A 19870-nucleotide genomic window follows, 5' to 3' on the forward strand; every position below is an offset into this window, starting at 1 on the left:
ATTTTTTTGGGATCAATGAAACCAAGAGGACTTACGCTGCCTTCCTTCTATTATTAGACTATCTCTAGTAGTAAGGTGCTTCAGACCCATACTACAACTATAGATAGTTTGTGCGTAAGTCCTAACAATTTATCTTACCTCAAAGTTCATTTTTTTTGTGAGAGGTCTAAAAATGTTACAGTTGTTTATCATACCCATCTTCTTGGTAAATTTTCTCTGACTTAGAGTTGAGGTGGGGATTACAAGTGAGAAACTCTTCAATGTCGTATTTGATTGTGTTGCAAATAGCATCAAGAGGCAAGTCGTTCGTATCGTAGCCAAACGGGTTTTCTATTTCCAGACCAATTTCTTCAATTCCAAGTAACGTAAAACTAATCAAACTAACAAATAGGCCTGTCCCCCATCCCAAATCTTTAACAAGCTGAAAAGGTAATAACAGGCAGTAAATTAATAACAGTTGCTTGAGATGAATGGAATAAGCTAGGGGGAGGGGCGTTCTTAAAATGCGTTCGCAGTGTCCTACAGACTCCATCATACTCTTCACAGTAGTTTGCAGAAAAACTACATGACTGTAATGTAAGACAGCGTTACCACGTTGATACTGCTGTTGTAGATAATCTGCTATCCAAAAGACTATCTGTAGCGGTGGATTGTGAATAGTCTTTAGCTGCAAATACTCAGATGGAGACATCAATTCTTCTAATTCGCTATTTACAGGTTCTGACCTAAGATACAATTTACACGCTATGGGGAAAGCAGCTACGAGGCGAATGAGTGCAATTCTTTTGGCTTGATCTTCGGGTTCAATGTCGTTCATCATTGCGCCAATTTGCCAAACCATGTTACGGGTGTCGTTGGCTAAATTTCCCCATAACCTACGACCTTCCCAAAACCGTTCGTAAGCGGTATTAGTTCGGAAAACCAGTAATAAGCCTAAGACGATGCTGGGAATAATACTTCCCAAAATAGGTTGGGATACAGGGAGGTTGAAATAGTAAAGTACAGAAACAATCGAACTAAACAGACCAAACCCAATAACTCGTTGATAAATGGCTAAAATAACTGAGCCTCTGAACTGGAAAGCAAGTTTAAACCAGTTTTGAGTTTTTGTTTTCATAATTAATCCAGAATTTTATTTTAATAAAACTATTTTTATTAAGTTTATTTGATGAGGCAACTAGATAATTAGTTGTATTTCCCGGATCATAAATTAATGATTATCGTCATCCCTAAAAGCACCGCTTGCGCCACGCAAGTAGTGGCGCAAGCTAACAGCCTTACTCTTGCATTCCTGCATACAGCAGTCGGACAAATAAGCGGACACCATCATCATTTTTCAAGGTTGAATAGGAGGGAGCTTCACTGTTACCGATCGCACGCAAATCGGAGAGCAGTTCTGGATGGAACTGGCAAGTAAACGAGCGTCTAATTTTCTTAGTTTCAAAGTCTTTGTAATTAATGCAGGTTGCTGAACATTCGGTAACTATTTCACCATCTTCCTCTGCTGTTGAACAAAGAATTTCAATGGCGTCGGGCAGTTGTATTAGCCAACTCAGAGAGCTACCAGCGATGATATGACGATAGGGAACAATAGCGTCATGAATACTGCGGTAAGCCCAGTTTGCAAACAATATTGCTTCTTCGTTGACTTCATCCGAATGAAACATCGAAATTGATACTCTTGCCTCATATTGAATTGTTGTGTCAATCACGCCTTCATGGCTGTCGGCTGTGACATCATGAGCATGGATAATTTCCCAAGGAATACCTAAAGCATCGCCGTCTGGAGACTGATAAGGCAACAACACACGATCGCCTACTTCTTTTAATTCATTGCGCGTCACGGCAAAATGCTCGTCATTCCAGCCATTGGCAACAACTCGTCCATCACGCTTTTTGACTTCGAGTGTCTTGCCCATTACTTCAATGCGCTGGCAGACTTCTTGCAACGATCTCAGAGCCATCCCTGAGCGATCGCGATCCAGAGATGTCGTGCCCAAAACTTCTTTGACTGCACGACGGATGAGCCGTATATGACATTCAGCAGCTAACTGGTGTCCCACACAAATAAAGATGGCAGCAGCACTGGTGGGCGATCGCGAGATCAATAGTTTTTCCACTAATGTAAACATATCCTCTCGCGGACACGCCGGACTTGTCCAGGTGGAGGCATCGTATGTCGATGGATCGCCGCCTTCGACTACCACTGCATAACCAGAGTTAATTGCGGGAACAACTATTTCTGGATCGAGGACTCCTGTTGACCAAACAGGCAGCAATACTGAGTCCATATCCGCTACTTTTTGAGCAATGTAGGCGACATTTTTGGAAGCCCGAACATCTTCGCCAAGAGCGTTAAGGCCTACGTGTTCCCAAGGTTCGATGATAGTAATACAGTTGCGTAACAAATTGGGATGCAACAGTAGAAAATCCAAGTCAGACCGTGAATTAATCACTTTTTCTAAAGGCTTGGCGTGTCCCCACTCAAAAATGCCGTCGCTGGCAAATAGTTGTTTTTCTACCAAGGGGTCTTCTGAGGTTCTATCGGCTAAAAAACGACCTAGCAAAATATGTGCTGATTCAAAATCCGATCTACCTTCATGCAAGTAGCCAGGAGTTAGTCGCCAATCGGCTGTGGCGGTTTGATTATTGTTAAATTTGATAGCTTCTAGCATTTTACCTCTACAATTTATAATCCGAAAGTAATAAGTTGATTAGTCCGATTATGTCTTTATTCCATGTTCTTGGGATTTTAACCAGTTAGTCAGAGGGATAGCTGTTGATTTAACAGCAGATCCCACCCTTGCCCGGAAAATTACAAGCAGTGCTAGACGCAGCAAATTTAGGTTACGACCCGCAAAAATGCCAAAGGATTTTTCGCTAATTCAATGAGCTATTTCAACTGGGGTATCGGACGACTTTAATGCCTGACTTTCAGCAAGGGCGATTTCACAGGTTTGCCGTGCACGCCTCATGTGGGAGACATATACTGCGTCAAACTTTGTACCTTTTTTCTTCAGGTCAACACCTGCACGGCGCGCCTGCAATCGGCCAAATGATGTGAGGTCAACATCCAGAACTCCCGCAAAAATGTTGCGTTCGTTACTGGTACTTTCACCGTGCCGAATAAAGTAGACACGTCCTAGCTCTTCTGCATTGAATTCTTTTGGTGAATCGGCAGAAGTTGTTGTGGCTCCATCCGGGAATTTACCTGTAACTTCGATCGATCAATTTTCGGTACTTTCTACCCGATCATCTAAGTTTCTAGGGTTCATTATTTATTTTCACTACGCCTTAAACAGGATTTAGATTCTTTTCCAAAATAGAAGTTTCAGACTTTTAAGTCAGACGAGTTAACGACCAAAGCACTCTGCTACGAAAGCAAGGTCTTGAACCGTGCTGAGTATAGTCAGAGCCAAACCCCTGGGAATGTAGTAACACTCACTAATTGATCGGGAGCGATCGCACAACTGACAACATGAATACTACCCAAATCCCCCACGCATCTGAGGCAAAATTTTAGAGGAAGAAAGCCCAGCTCGCTCTCGCCCTCCCAAACCAACACCTTCTTGAGATGGGCTGCTACTTAAGGGTGAGTTTAGGGGATCGATCGCCCATCTAACTAATAAGTTTTGTGCAAAACCCGGCCTGTACTGCGAGAATTATCACTTTTGCGCCTGCATGACAGCCAAAAAGATTATGCTAGAATCCATCAATACGCAGTCGTAGGTTGGGCACGGGCCGAGAAGAGCAATCTTCTTGCAGTCTAGGGGAGGTTGTAGGTCAGCCACCATTTGGGTCTTCCCAGTTGAAAGCCACCCTGCAACATGAGCCTGGAATCTGCAACCGCAGCCGAGTGCGGCAGATAGGTTGGGAGTGTCGCGCTAGAATAAGCAGTACGAGTTAACACTCGAACACAAACGCTCGTTGTGCGAGCGTGACCTCGAAACGGGCACATAGCAGCAGGTGATGGGAATAAATCATGTTTGAACGCTTCACAGAAAAAGCAATAAAAGTAATCATGTTGGCCCAGGAAGAAGCTCGCCGCCTGGGTCACAACTTCGTAGGGACAGAACAGATCCTCCTGGGTCTGATCGGTGAAGGAACCGGGGTTGCAGCAAAAGTCCTCAAATCAATGGGCGTCAACCTGAAAGACGCGCGCATTGAAGTGGAAAAAATCATCGGGCGCGGTTCCGGCTTCGTAGCAGTCGAAATTCCGTTCACCCCCCGCGCCAAGCGGGTTCTAGAACTATCCCTAGAAGAAGCTCGCCAACTCGGACACAACTATATAGGTACTGAACACCTGCTGCTGGGCCTGATCCGCGAAGGTGAAGGAGTAGCGGCCAGAGTCTTAGAAAACCTGGGAGTAGACTTATCGAAAGTCCGCACCCAAGTGATTCGGATGCTGGGAGAAACCGCAGAAGTCGCAGCCACTGGCGGCGGCGCTCGCACCAAAACCCCAACCCTGGATGAATTCGGTGCCAACCTGACTCAAATGGCGGTGGATGGGAAACTAGACCCAGTAGTCGGACGCCAAAAAGAAATCGAACGGGTAATTCAAATACTGGGTCGCCGCACCAAAAATAACCCGGTGCTCATCGGCGAACCCGGAGTCGGTAAAACTGCGATCGCCGAAGGTCTGGCCCAGCGCATCGCTAACAACGACATCCCAGACATCCTCGAAGAAAAGCGCGTCGTTACCCTCGACATCGGCTTGCTGGTTGCGGGGACGAAATATCGGGGCGAATTTGAAGAACGCCTCAAAAAAATCATGGACGAAATCCGCACTGCGGGTAACGTGATTTTGGTGATTGACGAAGTGCACACTTTGATCGGTGCAGGTGCGGCTGAAGGGGCGATCGACGCGGCCAACATTCTCAAGCCGGCTTTGGCAAGAGGCGAGCTCCAGTGTATCGGCGCCACCACCCTCGACGAGTACCGCAAGCACATCGAGCGCGACGCAGCCCTAGAACGACGCTTCCAGCCCGTTATGGTCGGTGAACCAACCGTTGACGAGACGATCGAGATTCTCTTCGGTCTGCGGGAACGCTACGAACAGCACCACAAGCTGAAAATCTTGGACACGGCCCTCGAAGCCGCAGCCAAACTCTCTCACCGATACATCTCCGATCGCTTCCTCCCAGACAAAGCAATTGACTTGGTAGACGAAGCTGGTTCTAGAGTTCGCCTGATCAACTCCCAACTGCCCCCCGCAGCCAAAGAACTTGACAAAGAACTGCGCCAAGTCCTCAAAGATAAAGACGAAGCGGTGCGTTCTCAAGACTTTGACAAAGCCGGCGAATTGCGCGATCGGGAAATGACCATCAAAGCCGAAATTCGCGCTATTTCCCAAGCCAAAAAAACCGACTCGGCCCGCACCGGCGAAACAGACCCATCGCCAGTAGTCACCGAAGAAGATATCGCTCAAATCGTGGCAAGCTGGACGGGCGTCCCGGTCAACAAACTGACCGAATCCGAATCCGAAAAGCTGCTGCACATGGAAGATACCTTGCACCAGCGCTTGATCGGCCAGGAAGAAGCAGTGAAAGCCGTTTCCCGCGCCATCCGCCGCGCTCGCGTTGGCTTGAAAAATCCCAATCGCCCGATCGCCAGTTTCATCTTCTCCGGGCCTACCGGCGTCGGCAAAACCGAACTCACCAAAGCCCTAGCCGGCTACTTCTTCGGTTCCGAAGACGCGATGATTCGGCTGGATATGTCGGAGTACATGGAACGGCACACCGTCTCCAAACTCATCGGTTCTCCGCCTGGGTACGTCGGCTACAACGAAGGCGGCCAACTCACAGAAGCAGTCCGCCGCCGTCCTTACACCGTCGTGCTGTTCGACGAAATCGAAAAAGCCCACCCCGATGTCTTCAATATGCTGTTGCAAATATTGGAAGACGGCCGCTTAACAGATGCCAAAGGTCGCACCGTGGACTTCAAAAACACGCTGCTGATTATGACCTCCAACATCGGTTCTAAGGTGATTGAAAAAGGCGGCGGCGGCCTCGGTTTCGAGTTCAGCGACAACCAAGCCGATGCTAATTACAACCGCATTCGTTCTTTGGTTAACGAAGAACTCAAAAACTACTTCCGCCCCGAATTCCTCAACCGACTCGACGAAATTATCGTCTTCCGCCAGTTGAACAAGGAAGAAGTCAAGGAAATCGCGGTTATCATGCTCAAAGAAGTGTTCGGTCGTTTGACAGAACAGGGTATCACCCTGGAAGTGACCGAAAAATTCAAAGAACGGCTGGTAGAAGAAGGCTACAACCCCAGCTACGGAGCCCGACCCCTGCGCCGCGCCATCATGCGCTTGCTGGAAGACAGCTTGGCTGAGGAAATCCTTTCTGGCCGCATCAAAGACGGCGACACCGCTGTTGTGGATGTGGGCGAGGACGGAATTGTTAAGGTGCTGCAAGGTCAAAAGCGGGAATTGCTGCCCCAAGGCGCTGAGTAATAGTTGATAGTTGACAGTTGATAGCTGACGACTGCCGACTGTCCGCTAAAAAAGGCATAGTATAAAAGAAGTAGGGAAGTGAAATTCTCTGCTTCTTTTATGACATGATTTACATAGCGAGTAGAACTCGCGCTCGGCATGGTATTGCATGGCATGAAAGAGTATCGTTTGGCAGGTTTTTGACCGGAGATGGGATTGGTTTTATTGGATAGATCAGGATTAATTATGTTACACTAAAACTATTGTGAAATCACCTATAATAGTAAATGTCTGATTTATCATATTCTGAAAAGGGAAAACTTGAAGAACTCTTTGAAATGGGTACAGGTTTTGTGTGTAATTTTAATAATCGAACATTTCAGGAGTTTATAATTGACAGCATAGGTTTGGATATATATGACAGTAAATACAACTATGAAAGTGGCTCTAAAGCTAATCGATTAAGAGCATTCTGGAAGCAAGAATCTAACTACAAAGTAGGAAAATTACTTTTAGATTTACTAGATTATTGGAAAGAGATCGTCGAGTCAAAAACCCATACAGAAAAAAACAAACTAGAGACAGAAATAAACGAACTAGGGCTAATTTTTTGGGAAGATTCTTTGCAAGATTTATTGAAAACAGACCAGCACAAGAAAGCTTTATTTGAAGAATGCTATAAAATAGCAGCACGCTTAAATCAGGATAGTTTTGTTGAAAATATTGATGCAATTCAAGCGTATTCCGATGATAAGGATTTTGAATTACTAGCAAAGAAACTCAGAGAATCTATTAAAAATCCACGAGAAATCGAATTAGATAGGCTGCATACTTTTGCGATGAAATATACTAGACACCTGTGCAATAAACATGGGATTAACTATGATAAAAAAGACCCATTAAATAGTATTTTTGGTGGATACGTAAAGCATTTAGAACAAAAAAAATATGTTGAATCAAAAATGAGTATAAAAATACTCAAGTCATCAATTTCAATATTGGAAGATTTTAATTATGTCAGAAACCACCAAACTTTTGCTCACGATAATCCTATCGTAAATTCTGATGAAGCTGTTTTAATATGTGATAATATATGTAGTCTTATCAAGTTTATACAAGCTCTCGAACAAAAAAATGTTGAGACTGATGGACTAGATAAAATTCAAGATGAGAGGGATGATTGACCTTTTTGATGATGTTGACTGGTTTGATTCGTGTATTACAGGCTAAAGCCACGATCAGACAAACTAGGGCGCATCATGCAATTTTAGATTTTAGATTTTAGATTTTAAAATCGCCAATCTAATTTTTTTAAAGAATTGCTGGAGAACCAAATATTAAGAAAGATACAATTTTCAAATCCTGCACCGATCGCCCTTGCAGTAAAATATAACAATTAGATATGTATCGGAGGAATAAATGACATCTGAGAAAAAGAATTTGGGTACAGAAGTAGCAGAAAATCCGCCTGAAAGCTGGTGGCAAAAAGCGTGGAAGTCGCAGCGAGAAAATATTCAGATAGTGATTATTGCTTTGAGTTTAGCAATAGTGATTCGAGCCTTGGTCGCCGAACCGCGCTACATACCCTCAGATTCTATGGTACCCACTTTGCACGTGGGCGATCGCGTCGTAGTCGAAAAAATCTCCTACTACCTCGAACCGCCCAAAACTGGCGACATCGTAGTATTTGCCCCGCCCGAAAAGTTGCAAGAACAAGGCTTTACCCAAGACCAAGCATTCATCAAGCGGGTAATTGGCTTACCGGGTCAAACCGTCGCCGTTAAAAAAGGTTTAGTTTATCTCAACGACAAACCCCTCGTCGAAAAATATATTGCCGAACCTCCTAAATACCAGTGGGGGCCTTATCGCGTCCCAGAAAATGAATACTTTGTGATGGGAGACAACCGCAACAACAGCAACGACTCCAGCAGGTGGGGATTTTTACCTAAGCAGAATATCATCGGCCGCGCTGTAGTGCGGTTTTGGCCTCTAGAACGCATCGGGCAAGTTTGAAGTCAGTTGACAGTTGACTGTTCACTGTTGACTGTTGACTGTTGACAGTTGACTGTTCACTGTTGACTGTTGTTATTAGTTATTGGTTATTGGTTATTTGTGAGTTAGTACCAATGCCCAATGCCCTGCGCGGGCCGATGCTCGATGCGCTGCGCGGGCCAATGCCCAATGCCCAGGCCTTATGCTGTACGGAAATTTCTACTTATTCTTGTGCCTTAAGGGGTAGGGACTTCCTCCGGCAACTGATAAAATAGTACAAAAAGCATCGGGATTTCTAGTCTAGATCAAAATTAGTTGAATATTAAAAAATTAGGAAAGCTATGGGATTTTTTGATTCAGAAATTGTTCAGCAAGAAGCCAAACTGTTGTTTGAAGACTATCAATCTCTCATCAAACTAGGTGGCAATTACGGCAAATTCGATCGCGAAGGCAAGAAAATGTTCATCGCTCAGATGGAATCGATGATGGAGCGCTACCGTATTTTTATGAAGCGCTTTGAGCTGTCTGAGGACTTCATGGCTCAGATGACTGTAGAGCAGTTAAAAACACAGCTCAATCAATTTGGCATCACGCCCCAGCAGATGTTTGAGCAAATGAACTCAACGCTGGAGCGGATGAAATCTGAGCTGGAAAAACAATCCTAGTGTCAGAAGGAAGAAGGAAGAAGGAAGAAGGAAGAAGGAAGAAGGAAGAAGGAAGAAAAAGAAAGTATTCCCAATGCCCAATGCCCGATGCCCCATGCCCAATGCCCCATGCCCCATGCCCAATGCCCAATGACTGATAATTAAGGCCGCTCAAAAGATGAAGCAGGTTTGAAACTTTCTGCGGGAACTCCCTGCAAAGCTTGGCTCATAAAATCGCGCCAAACAGGGGCGACAATAGTACCACCAGTAGCACCGTAGCTCATCGGTCTATAATTGTCGTTGCCCATCCAAACAGCCACCGACAACTGCGGCACGTAACCCACAAACCAGATATCCCGTTCTGAGGAAGTTGTACCAGTTTTCCCAGCAGCCGGCCGGCCAAGTTGAGCCGCCCTTGCCGTTCCGCTGGTAATTACTCCTTGCAGGGCGCTGTTGACAGATGCCGCCGCCCAGGAATTGAGAACTAATTTGGGTTTGGGCGTATTGTCGAGCAGGACGTTGCCGCTGCTGTCAGTGACTTGCACGATAAACGTGGTGTCAGAATGCCAGCCGTTGTTCGCGAAGGTAGCAAAAGCTCCGGCCATTTCTAAAGGAGTGAGGTCAACGGCACCCAATGGCAAAGAAATCACCGGTTCCATCGGACTTCTGATGCCGAGTACGCGGCAAATCTCAATCACTTTATTCAATCCGACTTCTTGACCAAGCTTGACGGCGGGAATGTTGAGAGATACTTCCAAAGCTCTGCGGATGCTGACTGCACCGGAGAAGCCACCACCGTAGTTTTGAGGGTAGTAGTAGCCGTCGCCGTCGCGGTAGCCGACAGGGGAATCGTAGACAACTGAATCCGGGGCGTATTTGCCGCTAGCAAAGGCAGCGTAGTAGATAAAAGGTTTAAAAGAAGATCCGGGCTGGCGGCGTGCTTGAATGGCGCGGTTGAACTGACTCTTTTCGTAATCGACGCCGCCAACCATTGCTTTGACGAAGTGGGTGCGGGGATCGACGGCGGCTAGGGCAATTTGACCTTCCTCGCGATCGTAAAACAGCCCTTGGTAGTAAAGCCGATTGTGCCACGCTTTGACGGTTTCTTCTGCTATGCGCTGCATTTTGAGGTCGATCGTTGTTTGAACGCGCATTCCTCCCTTAACCACGGCATCTCGCCCGAAACGCCTCGTCAGTTCCTGGACTACGGCTTGTGTTACGTAAGGAACTTGAGAGCCACCAAAAGAGGTAATTTTGCCTAGCTTAATTTTTTCCTGGCGGGCAGCAATCTCTTGGGCCGGCGTAATCCATTTAAGATCCTTCATGCGGCCTAAAACGAGGGTTTGCCGCTCTTTTGCCAATTTGTAATTGACGAAAGGACTGTATTCTTCGGGGGCAGAAATTAAGCCGGCCAGCATCGCTGCTTCTGAAAGAGTCAAATTACTTGCGGACTTGTTGAAATAGCTTCGAGAGGCTGTCTCTACGCCGTACAAGTTGTGACCTAAGTAGATTTGATTCAGGTATAGTTGCAGAATTTGGTCTTTGTTGAGAATTTGCTCCAAGCGGATAGACATTACCGCTTCAGCTACCTTGCGACTAAATTTTGACTGGGGAGAGAGAAACAGGTTCTTGACTAGCTGCATAGTCATAGTCGAGCCGCCTTCAACGGTTCTACCTTTCTCTAGGTTGACCATCAAAGCTCGGGCTATCCCGCCGGGGTTGATGCCTTTGTGGGTGAAGAAGTTGCTATCTTCGATCGCCAGAACAGCTCGTTTTAGGTTCGGGGAGATTTGGTCAAGGGGTACGACATCCCGGTTGGCTTCGTCGTGGATACTGGCTAGCGGCTTGCCGTTGATGTCGTAAATGTGGGTAGTTTCTGTGGGAGAGTAGGTTTGCAAGATCCGAACATCTGGCAAATTGCGGAAGCTGATCGCTAAGCCAACCAGTCCACCAGCGACTACGGAACTGGCAAGCATTGTCATGCTGAGTATGGTTCCGGCGGTCACTTTACTGACTGACTGAACAAACTCGAATACGGGGGCTGAGTTTTCCGTGTTATTGCGGACTGCGTTGGTTGACACGTGGATTTCACTTCCTCACTCGATTTGGGGTTTAAGACTTTTAATTTTAGATGCGAAACCTAGAGACTGTCAGTCGATTTTAGATTTTAGATTTTAGATTTTAGATTTATTCCACAGATGAATCTGGGAGTTTGAACAAGAGTCTAAAATTTGGGGATCTCCACGACTGTTGTACGTGGCAGCGTATCCGTTTTTGGGCGGGGTCAGCTAATGAAAGCCGGTCAGCTTTGGGATTATAGTAGCTTGGTAGTTATGTTTTTATGGGTCAACCAGTGAGTGTAACTAATTCTGCTGCACTTTGGCAAAATATCATGGACGATCGCTCCCCGATGATAACTCCTAACCTTTCAGCGCTTTACCGCGGCGTCAGCGAGATTTTTCCTGATCGACCTGATTCTAGCAACTCTGACGAAAATTTAGCCCAACTCCTGGCAAAAGTCGATCGACCGTTGCGCGTCAAACTGGGAATTGACCCGACAGGCAGTGACATTCACTTGGGACACAGCATTTGCGTCCGCAAGCTGCGGGCTTTTCAAGATGCCGGTCACACAGCCGTACTGCTGATCGGAGATTTTACCGCCAGAATTGGCGATCCGACAGGCAAGTCGGAGATGCGTAGCCAGTTGACGGCCGAACAAGTGGCGGAAAATGCCAAGACTTATTTAGACCAAGTGCGTCCGATTCTAGATTTTGACACACCCGGACGTTTGGAAATTCGCTATAACTCCGAGTGGTTGTCAAAATTGGACTTGGCGAAGATTTTGGAACTGCTGAAGACCATGACGGTGCAGCAGATGCTTGCTAAAGAGGGATTTGATAACAGGATGCAGCAGGAGAATGCGATTTATCTGCATGAGTTTCTGTATCCACTAATGCAGGGTTACGATTCGGTGGCTTTGGAAGCGGATGTTGAGTTGGGGGGAACCGACCAAAAGTTTAATATTGCGGTGGGGAGAGATTTGCAGCGGCATTTTGGGATGAAACCGCAGTTTGGTTTGCTGATGCCGATTTTGATCGGGACTGACGGGGTGCAGAAGATGTCGAAGTCTTTGAACAATTATGTGGGTTTGTCGGAAGACCCGCTGACGATGTATTCTAAGTTGGAGAAAATTGCTGATAGTTCGATCGCCCAATATTTTGAACTATTGACAGATTTGCCACTTGATGAATTGCCCGCAAATCCGCGAGAAAAACAGAAACTTTTGGCTTTGGATGTGGTGCGCCAGTATCGGGGGAAGGAAGCGGCGGAACGCGCACAACAAGATGCAATTGCGCTGGTTAAAGGTGCTGCGGGACAAGCTGATGCTGTGGCGGAGTTTTCTTTGGCCAGTGTGCAGTTTCCGGCTAAGTTGTTTTATATTCTCAGTGCTAGCGGGCTTTGTAAAAGCAGCGGTGATGCGCGGAAGTTGATGCAGGGCGGCGGGGTGAAGTTGGAGGGCGATCGGGTTTCTGATGTTAATCTTACTTTTGAATCACCTGCTGATTTATGCGGTAAGGTTTTGCAGGTTGGGAAGAATAAGTTTGTGCGATTGGTGTCTTGAATCTCTTTTTTAACCGCCGATGAAGGCTGATGAACGCTGATGAACGCTGATAATCGAATTATTGTTGCTTTGGATGTTTCGAGTCAAGAAGAGGCGATCGCACTTCTGGACAAACTGCCGCAAGTATCTTTCTGGAAAGTGGGTTTGGAACTGTTTGTGAGTTCCGGGCCGGGGATTTTGGAAATTTTAAAACAGCGGGAAAAGCGGATTTTTCTGGATTTGAAGTTTCACGATATCCCGAATACTGTGGCTGGTGCTTGTCGGGCTGCTGCTAAGTATAATGTGGATTTATTGACTATCCATTCTACTTGTGGTAAAGATGCTTTGAAAGCGGCACAGTTGGCTTTGACTGAAGGGGCGGCGGCTGTGGATAAACCGAGTCCTAAGTTGATTGCTATTACTCTGTTAACGAGTTTGAATTCGCGACAGTTGGCTTTTGAGTTAAAAATACCTTTGGAGTTGCCGGAATATGCTTTGCACATGGCATTGTTGGCTAAGGAAACGGGTTTAGCTGGTGCTGTTTGTTCTCCGCAAGAGGTGGAACAGTTAAGAATGAGTTGCGGGGATGATTTTCTGTTAGTTTGCCCTGGTGTGCGTCCGAAATGGGCCGATGGAGGCGATCAAAAGCGATCGATGACTCCGAAGGCTGCTTTGAAAGCTGGTGCGGATTATCTGGTGATTGGGCGGCCGATTACTGCTTCCGACGATCCGGCGGCGGCTTTTGCGCGTATTTGTGAAGAGTTGGGATAACAATATGAATGTTGTTTTTAACTCACATCTTGCACCATTCTCAAGAACAGGCAAGATGCCTGTTCCACAAGAAAATTCACTCTTTGTGGAACAGGCATCTTGCCTGTTCATAAAAGGCTTATTGAGAATGGTGCAAGATCTCAGTTTTAACCGCCGATAAACGCCCATGAACGCCAATGGAATTTTATCTGCGTTCATCTGTGTTTATCTGCTGATATCTGCGGTTGCAACTCCGACTTGGGCAGTTAATTTTGTGATAAATCATACTCACAGTATCAATGCCAGTCGGTATGATTTGTTAGTGCGATCGCACTGTCCCGCTGATTTAGAAACTTTGGTCGATCGCCTGTTGCAAGATTTGCCGAGTTATGCTAATCGCGTAATTGTGCGATCGCACTTTTCTCCTAAAACTTCTACACCGCCCGGTTACGCGCTGCCTCAAATAATTTTAGCCGGTCGCCCGGAGTTTGAACCGTTACCTTTAAATTATGGGGATGCACTTCCTGACAATGCTAGTCAAGTTTTCATTACTACTTTGGAACGGCAGTATCGCGGGGAAAAACCAGTCGAAATTGAGCAATATCATTGGCTGTTTTTCACTAAAACGGAGAACGGCTGGGAATTAGTAAAAATTGTTTCTAGGTTTGGTACTGCGGCGGATGTCCGTCCTTTATTCGGACAAGATAGCGATAAAAGCGAAATTGCTGAGGCTATTCGTTTGTGGTTGCGCGATTGTCAGGCAAAGCCATAACTTTCGCTGGTTCCGATGATTTTTTTTACACTTAAAAATAGCCTCTTGACAGCACGTCATCTTCGTCTAGTTCATCTTTACCAATCATCCCTTCAATCTCACGTAAAAATCTCATAAAAACTTCCGGTGCAAAGGGGTTGTTATCGAGATGGCTTACAAAAAAATCTCTATTTTTATTTCTTCCCTGTACCGTACTAAAAGCACTTCTGATATTAGACGATAACCGCTTGGCTTTTCTCAGAATTAGTATCTCATCAATAGCTGTGAGTGATGAGCTAATCGGCGACATATCAAGCCACTCACATAGCAAGAAATACTTTGCTCCTGGTACACTCAATTTTACATCCAGGGCAGTTGCTGCGCCCTCTTGAAACATGGTTTTATCAAGATTTGTTTTACACTCAGCCGCAACATAAGCAATATTTGCCTCGCGGGAGGTAGTCTCCTTAAAATCTTGGTTATGAGAGGCTTTTAGGAATATTTTTCTACTAATCGCAAAATCTTGATCCTTGGCTCGAATACTCATCCCACCGCCTTTTGGACTGAGTTTTAAACTTGACTCAAATCGTAGTGATGAAAAACACTGTGTTGGGCCAAAGGATAATTCTTTGTCCTTTAATGAATCTGCAAAGACGGTTGTAACTAAGATAGGTATAAATTCTTCAATAATTGAGTTGTCAAGTTTTAATTGCCCTTTTTGACGGTACAAAAAATCATTGTCACTGTCAAAAATTAGTTCAACGTCAATGTATCGCTTATAGGAGGTTAGATGGGATACCATCTCTGGAACAACTTTCAGATCATCCCCCCTGATGTTTTTAAGCGTTTCCAACCATTTTTTATAGTATTCGATTGCTTGATTAACACGCCGTTTATCTGTAGGAGGTAATTTCACGTTATCAAGTAATGCTGCTAGTTTGTCCCCATGTGGTTGAGCTAAATCAAACATAATTTTCTTCTTTTGAGTTGAGTATTTCAATGGTTTTCCGTGAACGCTGCCGATCGAAATAAGGTGAGGGCTGTACTGTTGCCACCTTATCGATAGCATCCTTGATTTCATATTTTACTTGTTCATTCGCTACGGAATAAGCAGATATTAAAGCTTCTATCGAAATAGTTCTCGCTTGATGTATGGCAAAATAATACTGTAAGTCTTCTCTTTTTGTAAAGTGTAGTATATCTTCTTTGATAATTTTTCCATAACGATTTACAAAACTTCTTTCTTGACGGATATCTAAGCTAAGCCCCAATACTTGACGAGCAACTTCTGCAACTAACTCCCCGTTCAAAAAAGGCGTTCCTCTAATATTTGATTCTTTACCTACTACAAATATCATTCTACTATTAGGGCTGCATATTCTTAGCAATTCTTGCAAAGTATAAGCGATGTCTAAGGAATATTGAATCACAGTTAGAAATCTATTGCTTCTATGCTTGCGATTAGAACCAAACTCTGATTTTGCCACCTCTAAAATTTTCCAGTTTAGTGCTTCAGTAGAACCGCGATACTGCTGATGATAGTTAAATACATTGATATAAGGGGGGGAGGTAATCACAAGATTGACGCTGGAGTTTTGTAAGGGAACGTGTCTTGCATCGGCATTGTAGGCATTGAGCGGCTTTTTACTATAGGGTAGTTTAAGGACTAAAGTAGCGATATTTTCCGCAATGGTAAAAACTCTCGATTGGGTAAGTTTTTTGTTTTCTAAGTCTAGCAATATCACTAATACTTCATGTAGAATATTAAGGAAATTTTCTTCATCATCAACGGCTACGTCTATAATTTTATCTATTAAATCATTGGGTGTAAGTTCTTTTTGTATTGTTTGGAAGAGTGGCATTCTCTCCCAGGTCTCTGTTTTTAGTTGCGTGAGAAAACAATTGATACATTTTTCACGCTTTCTTGGTGAAAGAGTGATGAATTTATAAGTGTTAGCTAGGATTAAAGCTGCTGGATTGATTTCTGTTCCGCAGGCTTCCAGTCCGAATCTTCCTGCCTCATATAAAACTGTTCCACTACCTAAAAATGGATCAAAAATTACACTATTTTTATTGGCATATTTCTCAATCAAAGTTTCGATAAACTGGGGAGAAAATTGACCTTTCCAAGGAAGTGGATTAGTACGTTGTTTATCTTCAATGTCTAATAGTTCTTGAGGAATTTCTTGTCTATTGATAGGAGTTTCACTAAAAATACTAGAGACAACCATAATTCTGATATTTACTACGGGGCGTGAATTTATGAATGGAAAGCGGGAACTTGTTTTGTAGATGGCAGTTAAGAATCAGAGATTGTTGGTGAAGGTGAAACTCGCCCCGAGAAATTGCCACTGAAAATTAATTATAATTTTTCGGTGGGTCGGGGCGGGTTTTAAGATTGTGGGTGAATATCAGAGATTGTTGGTGAAACCAGCCGCGACAAATCAACAACAAAAATTGATTAGAATTGCTCTTTGAATTCGTCTAGTTTAGCCTTGATAGCCTGCATATCTTGCCACATATACCATTTCGGAGTCTCCGGTTCACGGGAGGGATTTCGCAACAAGTATGATGGGTGAAAAATCGGCATACACAAACGATTTTCCCATTGAATCCATTGACCTCTAATTTTACTAATGGGCCGCTTGTCGCTTAGCAAACCTTTGAGGGCTGTTGCACCGGTTAATAAAATAATTTTGGGGTCTAAGATGCGGATTTGTTCGAGCAAGTAAGGTTTGCAAGCTTCGATTTCTTTTGCTGTCGGAGGGCGGTTGTTGGGAGGGCGACATTTAATGACGTTGGCAATGAATACGTCGGTTTCTGCACTCAATCCCACGGATTCTAAAATCTTATCTAACAGTTTGCCCGATCGCCCGACGAAGGGCAATCCGGTTTCATCTTCGTTTTGTCCGGGCGCTTCTCCCACAATCAAAATTGAGGCTTGAGGATTGCCCCGCCCGATGACGGCGTGAGTGCGCGTATTGCCCAATTCGCAGCGGTGACAGCGGTTGCAGTGCTCGCCGATTTGTTCCATATTTTGATAAGTGCCGGGAGGAATGGGAATTTTGGCATTTGCTGGTATTGAGTCTGTTTGGAAAGTGGCACTTTGATTGTTGTCAAAAAGGCTCAGTTGCAAGTCGCTGGACATGAATTTTACAATTAGGGAGATTTTTTTGAGTCTAGAGTTTATAGTTTAGATCGGGTTTGGTGATTTGAGTTTGGCTAGAAGCTTGTATGGGATGCTGTCGATCGCACAATCTCAAATTAATACTCGCAAGTTTCAGATTATTTAGTTGAGCTCGTACAGGCAAAAATATGTTCTCTAACCCGTTTTTTGACGATCGCGCCGATGCAGGCGAAAAACTGGCCGAGGCAGTTGTGGACGAGTTCGGCAAGTTGAGTTTAATGACACAGAAGGCGGTGAAACCGATTGTTTACGCCTTGCCGCGCGGGGGTTTGCCCGTTGCTGTGCCGATTGCGCGCCGCTTGGGCTGTCCTTTGGATGTGGTTGTCGCTAAGAAAATTACTCGCCCAGATAATTTAGAATTGGCGATCGGGGCTGCAACTGCTGATGGTCACGTCCTCTGGGAAAAGCAAAAGCAGCACAATTTACGCTTGCAAAAATCAGCACTGCCCGTGGCTCAAAATAATGCTCAATCTCTGCTGGCAGATTTGTCTCCTGGACGCCCAAATCTCAGCGCGGCTGGGGCTTTGGCGATTTTGGTAGATGACGGCATTGCTACGGGGATGACGATGGCTGTGGCCGCTAAGGCTTTGGAGTCGCAGCAACCGCTGGCTTTGTGGATTTGCGCGCCTGTCGCCCCGGCAGATTTGATGGGATTTTTGGCCCAGATGGGCGATAAGTTGATCGTTCTGGAGACTCCTCACCCTTTTTACAGTGTCAGTCGCTTTTATGGGAAATTTCCGCAGGTTGAGACGGCGGAGGCTTTAAGGTGTTTGCAGCAACAAACTGAATGGCGATCGTAGGTTAAGCTAGAAGGCTAAATCTAAAAGCTCGATCGCTAACACATGAGACCTTGGCAATATTGGTTGGACACTTTGATTCTGTCTACTCAGCACAATCCGCCTCGCTTTGTTGAGTTGGTGATGTTGACTTTGGCTATGATTTTGCTGGGGCTGTGGAGTGTAACATTGCAGTGGCAATATTTAACGCTGTCTCTGAGTTATATAATTGGTTCGTCTTTTTCTATTTTGGTGCGGGAATACCTCGGCCCGCGGCCTCAATTTCAGCTAACTCACCTGATAGCTTTGTTGTTATTAATTATCAGTTTTTATAGTTTTGCTGAACTGATTAGATAGTTAAGGAAGTTGGGATTTGTAGAGGCGGGTTTTACAATGTCATTAGCGGGTTGTGAACTAGATGTTTTTTTGAACGAACCGCGAAGACGCGTTAGGCGAAGCCGCGCGTAAGCGCTAGAACGCGAAGGAAGAGAAGAGAAGATCGAGAGTTCACAAATCATTAGCCATCATCCTACATTCTAATGGGATTGATGTAAAATTATGCGGTTCCCGGCAGGATCGAAGGCATAGATTTCTAGACCGTGAGAAGCTTTGATAATTTCTCCGCTGGGCGGATAACCTAAAGCCCAAATTCGGGCGATCGCAGTTTCGATATCGCTGACTTCCAGACACAAACTCATGCCTGTTTTTGCTCGACTTGCAAATTCCGATTTGTGGGAATCTTTGGGTTTGAATATGCCGAGTCTTAACCCTGGGAGTTGAAATTCAGCATAAGTATTGGGAATGTAAGGGTTTGGTTCTATGTCGAGAAATTTTGTGTAAAATTTAACGAGAACTTCTTTATCAAGGTCGGCTAAAGTCACGAGGGCTGCGCTGTATTGGAAACTCATATAATTTGGTAATGGGGAATTAGTAATGGGATAAGCTGTTCTGCCTTTAAATTGTATGTCAAAAAAAATTAAATTCTTGTGGGTGGGCGTCCCGCCCGCCCTGAATATACAATTTAAATGCGCTACAGCTTATTAATAATATTATAACTTTCTATCGATTTAAAATCCTCCAATTCGTCCGACTATTTGGATTTTACCTTGTCTATCGCTTTTGAGAATCACAGCTTCGCCGCTTTGCGGTACAATATCAGTGATAGCGGTAATATTTACTTGATGAGTTACCATAATAACTGCACCTTTAGTGTGGCGGTTGTCAACAATTAATTTGCGGATTGTCGCTGTTTGTTGGGCTTCTTTGCTGCTATCGCTAAAGAACGAGTTCAGTGCTGGGAACGGTTCGATTTTGCCTAAATTTATCAGTTTTGCTGTTTCCAAACACCTACACCACTGACTCGATAAAACTCTGGCAACTTTGATGTTGCGGTTGCGAAATTCTGCTCCAATTTGCTTGGCTTGGGTTTGTCCCTGTGCTGATAAATTGCGCTGGGTGGAACAGTCACCCAACTTAAAGTTAGCAGGATCTCCTGTACCTGGGGCGATCGCGTGTCGCATTGCTACCACCAACCCTGTCTCACCCCGCTGCAACAATTGCCACCCTGCTTGAGTTTGGGCGTTGGTTGCTGCGTCAGAACTTGCAGTTGCAGTAATTAAGCCGATCGACAATACTAAAGCTAGCGACCGGAAAAACCATTTCCAGTTAAGGTAAATCCGTGCAGCCATTGTTGCAGAAGTTAGGAATTAACTTATCATATTATAATACAA

General features: G+C 44.9%; 18 protein-coding genes. 9 read left to right on the forward strand and 9 right to left on the reverse strand.

The window, feature by feature from the left end; genetic code table 11:
• Positions 1-175: 175 nt before the first annotated feature.
• From QUA83_RS02535 to QUA83_RS02545, 3 genes are all read right to left on the reverse strand, one after another.
• Entirely contained in the window at positions 176-1117 is a 942-nt protein-coding gene (locus QUA83_RS02535) for a bestrophin family ion channel (protein WP_333291254.1), read from the reverse strand.
• Positions 1118-1277: 160 nt separating this feature from the next.
• On the reverse strand, positions 1278-2675 hold the full coding sequence (locus QUA83_RS02540) for a hypothetical protein (protein ID WP_333291256.1): 1398 nt from the start codon (positions 2673-2675) through the stop codon (positions 1278-1280).
• Positions 2676-2885: 210 nt separating this feature from the next.
• Positions 2886-3224: a phosphoglycerate mutase family protein gene (locus QUA83_RS02545; protein ID WP_333291317.1), complete on the reverse strand. Its 339-nt coding sequence runs from the start codon at positions 3222-3224 to the stop codon at positions 2886-2888.
• A gap of 758 nt (positions 3225-3982) precedes the next feature.
• Between QUA83_RS02545 and QUA83_RS02550 the strand changes: the two genes are divergently transcribed.
• From QUA83_RS02550 to QUA83_RS02565, 4 genes are all read left to right on the forward strand, one after another.
• The gene (locus QUA83_RS02550; protein ID WP_006632591.1) at positions 3983-6460 is read left to right on the forward strand and encodes an ATP-dependent Clp protease ATP-binding subunit; all 2478 of its coding nucleotides are present in this window, start codon (positions 3983-3985) and stop codon (positions 6458-6460) included.
• Between the two features lie 266 nt (positions 6461-6726).
• Positions 6727-7623: an abortive infection family protein gene (locus tag QUA83_RS02555; RefSeq protein ID WP_333291258.1), complete on the forward strand. Its 897-nt coding sequence runs from the start codon at positions 6727-6729 to the stop codon at positions 7621-7623.
• Positions 7624-7858: 235 nt separating this feature from the next.
• The gene (gene lepB / locus QUA83_RS02560) at positions 7859-8452 is read left to right on the forward strand and encodes a signal peptidase I (protein ID WP_333291260.1); all 594 of its coding nucleotides are present in this window, start codon (positions 7859-7861) and stop codon (positions 8450-8452) included.
• Positions 8453-8772: 320 nt separating this feature from the next.
• Entirely contained in the window at positions 8773-9096 is a 324-nt protein-coding gene (locus QUA83_RS02565; protein ID WP_006632589.1) for a DUF1825 family protein, read from the forward strand.
• Between the two features lie 140 nt (positions 9097-9236).
• Here the strand turns inward: QUA83_RS02565 and QUA83_RS02570 are convergent, their stop codons facing one another.
• On the reverse strand, positions 9237-11156 hold the full coding sequence (locus QUA83_RS02570; RefSeq protein WP_333291261.1) for a transglycosylase domain-containing protein: 1920 nt from the start codon (positions 11154-11156) through the stop codon (positions 9237-9239).
• Between the two features lie 311 nt (positions 11157-11467).
• Between QUA83_RS02570 and tyrS the strand changes: the two genes are divergently transcribed.
• The 3 genes from tyrS to QUA83_RS02585 all read left to right on the forward strand — a co-directional run bounded on the left by tyrS (position 11468) and on the right by QUA83_RS02585 (position 14198).
• Complete coding sequence (gene tyrS / locus QUA83_RS02575) at positions 11468-12697, forward strand: tyrosine--tRNA ligase (RefSeq protein ID WP_333291318.1); 1230 nt, start codon at positions 11468-11470, stop codon at positions 12695-12697.
• A gap of 39 nt (positions 12698-12736) precedes the next feature.
• Positions 12737-13447 carry an orotidine-5'-phosphate decarboxylase gene (gene pyrF, locus QUA83_RS02580; RefSeq protein WP_333291263.1) on the forward strand — a complete coding sequence of 237 codons (711 nt, stop codon included), beginning with the start codon at positions 12737-12739 and terminating at the stop codon, positions 13445-13447.
• Positions 13448-13613: 166 nt separating this feature from the next.
• Complete coding sequence (locus QUA83_RS02585; protein WP_333291264.1) at positions 13614-14198, forward strand: hypothetical protein; 585 nt, start codon at positions 13614-13616, stop codon at positions 14196-14198.
• 31 nt (positions 14199-14229) lie between these two features.
• On the opposite strand, the gene QUA83_RS02590 is transcribed toward QUA83_RS02585, so the two are convergent.
• The 3 genes from QUA83_RS02590 to QUA83_RS02600 all read right to left on the reverse strand — a co-directional run bounded on the left by QUA83_RS02590 (position 14230) and on the right by QUA83_RS02600 (position 17325).
• A complete protein-coding gene (locus tag QUA83_RS02590; RefSeq protein ID WP_333291266.1) occupies positions 14230-15147 on the reverse strand; it encodes a Bpu10I family restriction endonuclease in 918 nt (305 codons plus the stop codon).
• Positions 15140-16408, reverse strand: coding sequence for a DNA methyltransferase (locus tag QUA83_RS02595; protein ID WP_333291268.1), 1269 nt, complete (start codon positions 16406-16408; stop codon positions 15140-15142). Before QUA83_RS02595 ends, QUA83_RS02590 begins: the two co-directional genes overlap by 8 nt.
• Positions 16409-16638: 230 nt before the next feature.
• Positions 16639-17325 carry a uracil-DNA glycosylase gene (locus QUA83_RS02600; RefSeq protein WP_333291270.1) on the reverse strand — a complete coding sequence of 229 codons (687 nt, stop codon included), beginning with the start codon at positions 17323-17325 and terminating at the stop codon, positions 16639-16641.
• Between the two features lie 167 nt (positions 17326-17492).
• Between QUA83_RS02600 and QUA83_RS02605 the strand changes: the two genes are divergently transcribed.
• Positions 17493-18164, forward strand: a complete 672-nt coding sequence (locus QUA83_RS02605) for a phosphoribosyltransferase family protein (RefSeq protein ID WP_333291271.1) — start codon at positions 17493-17495, stop codon at positions 18162-18164.
• A 42-nt stretch (positions 18165-18206) separates the two neighbouring features.
• Entirely contained in the window at positions 18207-18497 is a 291-nt protein-coding gene (locus tag QUA83_RS02610) for a hypothetical protein (RefSeq protein ID WP_333291273.1), read from the forward strand.
• Between the two features lie 179 nt (positions 18498-18676).
• On the opposite strand, the gene QUA83_RS02615 is transcribed toward QUA83_RS02610, so the two are convergent.
• Positions 18677-19048, reverse strand: coding sequence for a VOC family protein (locus QUA83_RS02615; RefSeq protein ID WP_333291275.1), 372 nt, complete (start codon positions 19046-19048; stop codon positions 18677-18679).
• A gap of 159 nt (positions 19049-19207) precedes the next feature.
• Positions 19208-19828: a histidine phosphatase family protein gene (locus tag QUA83_RS02620; protein ID WP_333291276.1), complete on the reverse strand. Its 621-nt coding sequence runs from the start codon at positions 19826-19828 to the stop codon at positions 19208-19210.
• Between the last annotated feature and the right edge of the window lie 42 nt (positions 19829-19870).

The sequence above is a fragment of the Microcoleus sp. K1-B1 genome, from assembly GCF_036704705.1.
In the GTDB taxonomy this organism is placed as follows: Bacteria; Cyanobacteriota; Cyanobacteriia; order Cyanobacteriales; family Microcoleaceae; genus Microcoleus.

Excerpts from the sequence above, each read along its gene's own strand:
- QUA83_RS02565 (WP_006632589.1), top strand. The coding sequence starts at position 8,773 with ATGGGATTTTTTGATTCAGAAATTGTTCAGCAAGAAGCCAAACTGTTG.
- lepB (WP_333291260.1), top strand. The coding sequence starts at position 7,859 with ATGACATCTGAGAAAAAGAATTTGGGTACAGAAGTAGCAGAAAATCCG.
- QUA83_RS02585 (WP_333291264.1), top strand. The coding sequence starts at position 13,614 with ATGAACGCCAATGGAATTTTATCTGCGTTCATCTGTGTTTATCTGCTG.
- pyrF (WP_333291263.1), top strand. The coding sequence starts at position 12,737 with ATGAACGCTGATAATCGAATTATTGTTGCTTTGGATGTTTCGAGTCAA.
- QUA83_RS02540 (WP_333291256.1), bottom strand. The coding sequence starts at position 2,675 with ATGCTAGAAGCTATCAAATTTAACAATAATCAAACCGCCACAGCCGAT.
- QUA83_RS02535 (WP_333291254.1), bottom strand. The coding sequence starts at position 1,117 with ATGAAAACAAAAACTCAAAACTGGTTTAAACTTGCTTTCCAGTTCAGA.
- QUA83_RS02550 (WP_006632591.1), top strand. The coding sequence starts at position 3,983 with ATGTTTGAACGCTTCACAGAAAAAGCAATAAAAGTAATCATGTTGGCC.
- QUA83_RS02610 (WP_333291273.1), top strand. The coding sequence starts at position 18,207 with ATGAGACCTTGGCAATATTGGTTGGACACTTTGATTCTGTCTACTCAG.
- QUA83_RS02590 (WP_333291266.1), bottom strand. The coding sequence starts at position 15,147 with ATGTTTGATTTAGCTCAACCACATGGGGACAAACTAGCAGCATTACTT.
- QUA83_RS02615 (WP_333291275.1), bottom strand. The coding sequence starts at position 19,048 with ATGAGTTTCCAATACAGCGCAGCCCTCGTGACTTTAGCCGACCTTGAT.
- QUA83_RS02595 (WP_333291268.1), bottom strand. The coding sequence starts at position 16,408 with ATGGTTGTCTCTAGTATTTTTAGTGAAACTCCTATCAATAGACAAGAA.
- QUA83_RS02605 (WP_333291271.1), top strand. The coding sequence starts at position 17,493 with ATGTTCTCTAACCCGTTTTTTGACGATCGCGCCGATGCAGGCGAAAAA.
- tyrS (WP_333291318.1), top strand. The coding sequence starts at position 11,468 with ATGGACGATCGCTCCCCGATGATAACTCCTAACCTTTCAGCGCTTTAC.
- QUA83_RS02600 (WP_333291270.1), bottom strand. The coding sequence starts at position 17,325 with ATGTCCAGCGACTTGCAACTGAGCCTTTTTGACAACAATCAAAGTGCC.
- QUA83_RS02555 (WP_333291258.1), top strand. The coding sequence starts at position 6,727 with ATGTCTGATTTATCATATTCTGAAAAGGGAAAACTTGAAGAACTCTTT.
- QUA83_RS02620 (WP_333291276.1), bottom strand. The coding sequence starts at position 19,828 with ATGGCTGCACGGATTTACCTTAACTGGAAATGGTTTTTCCGGTCGCTA.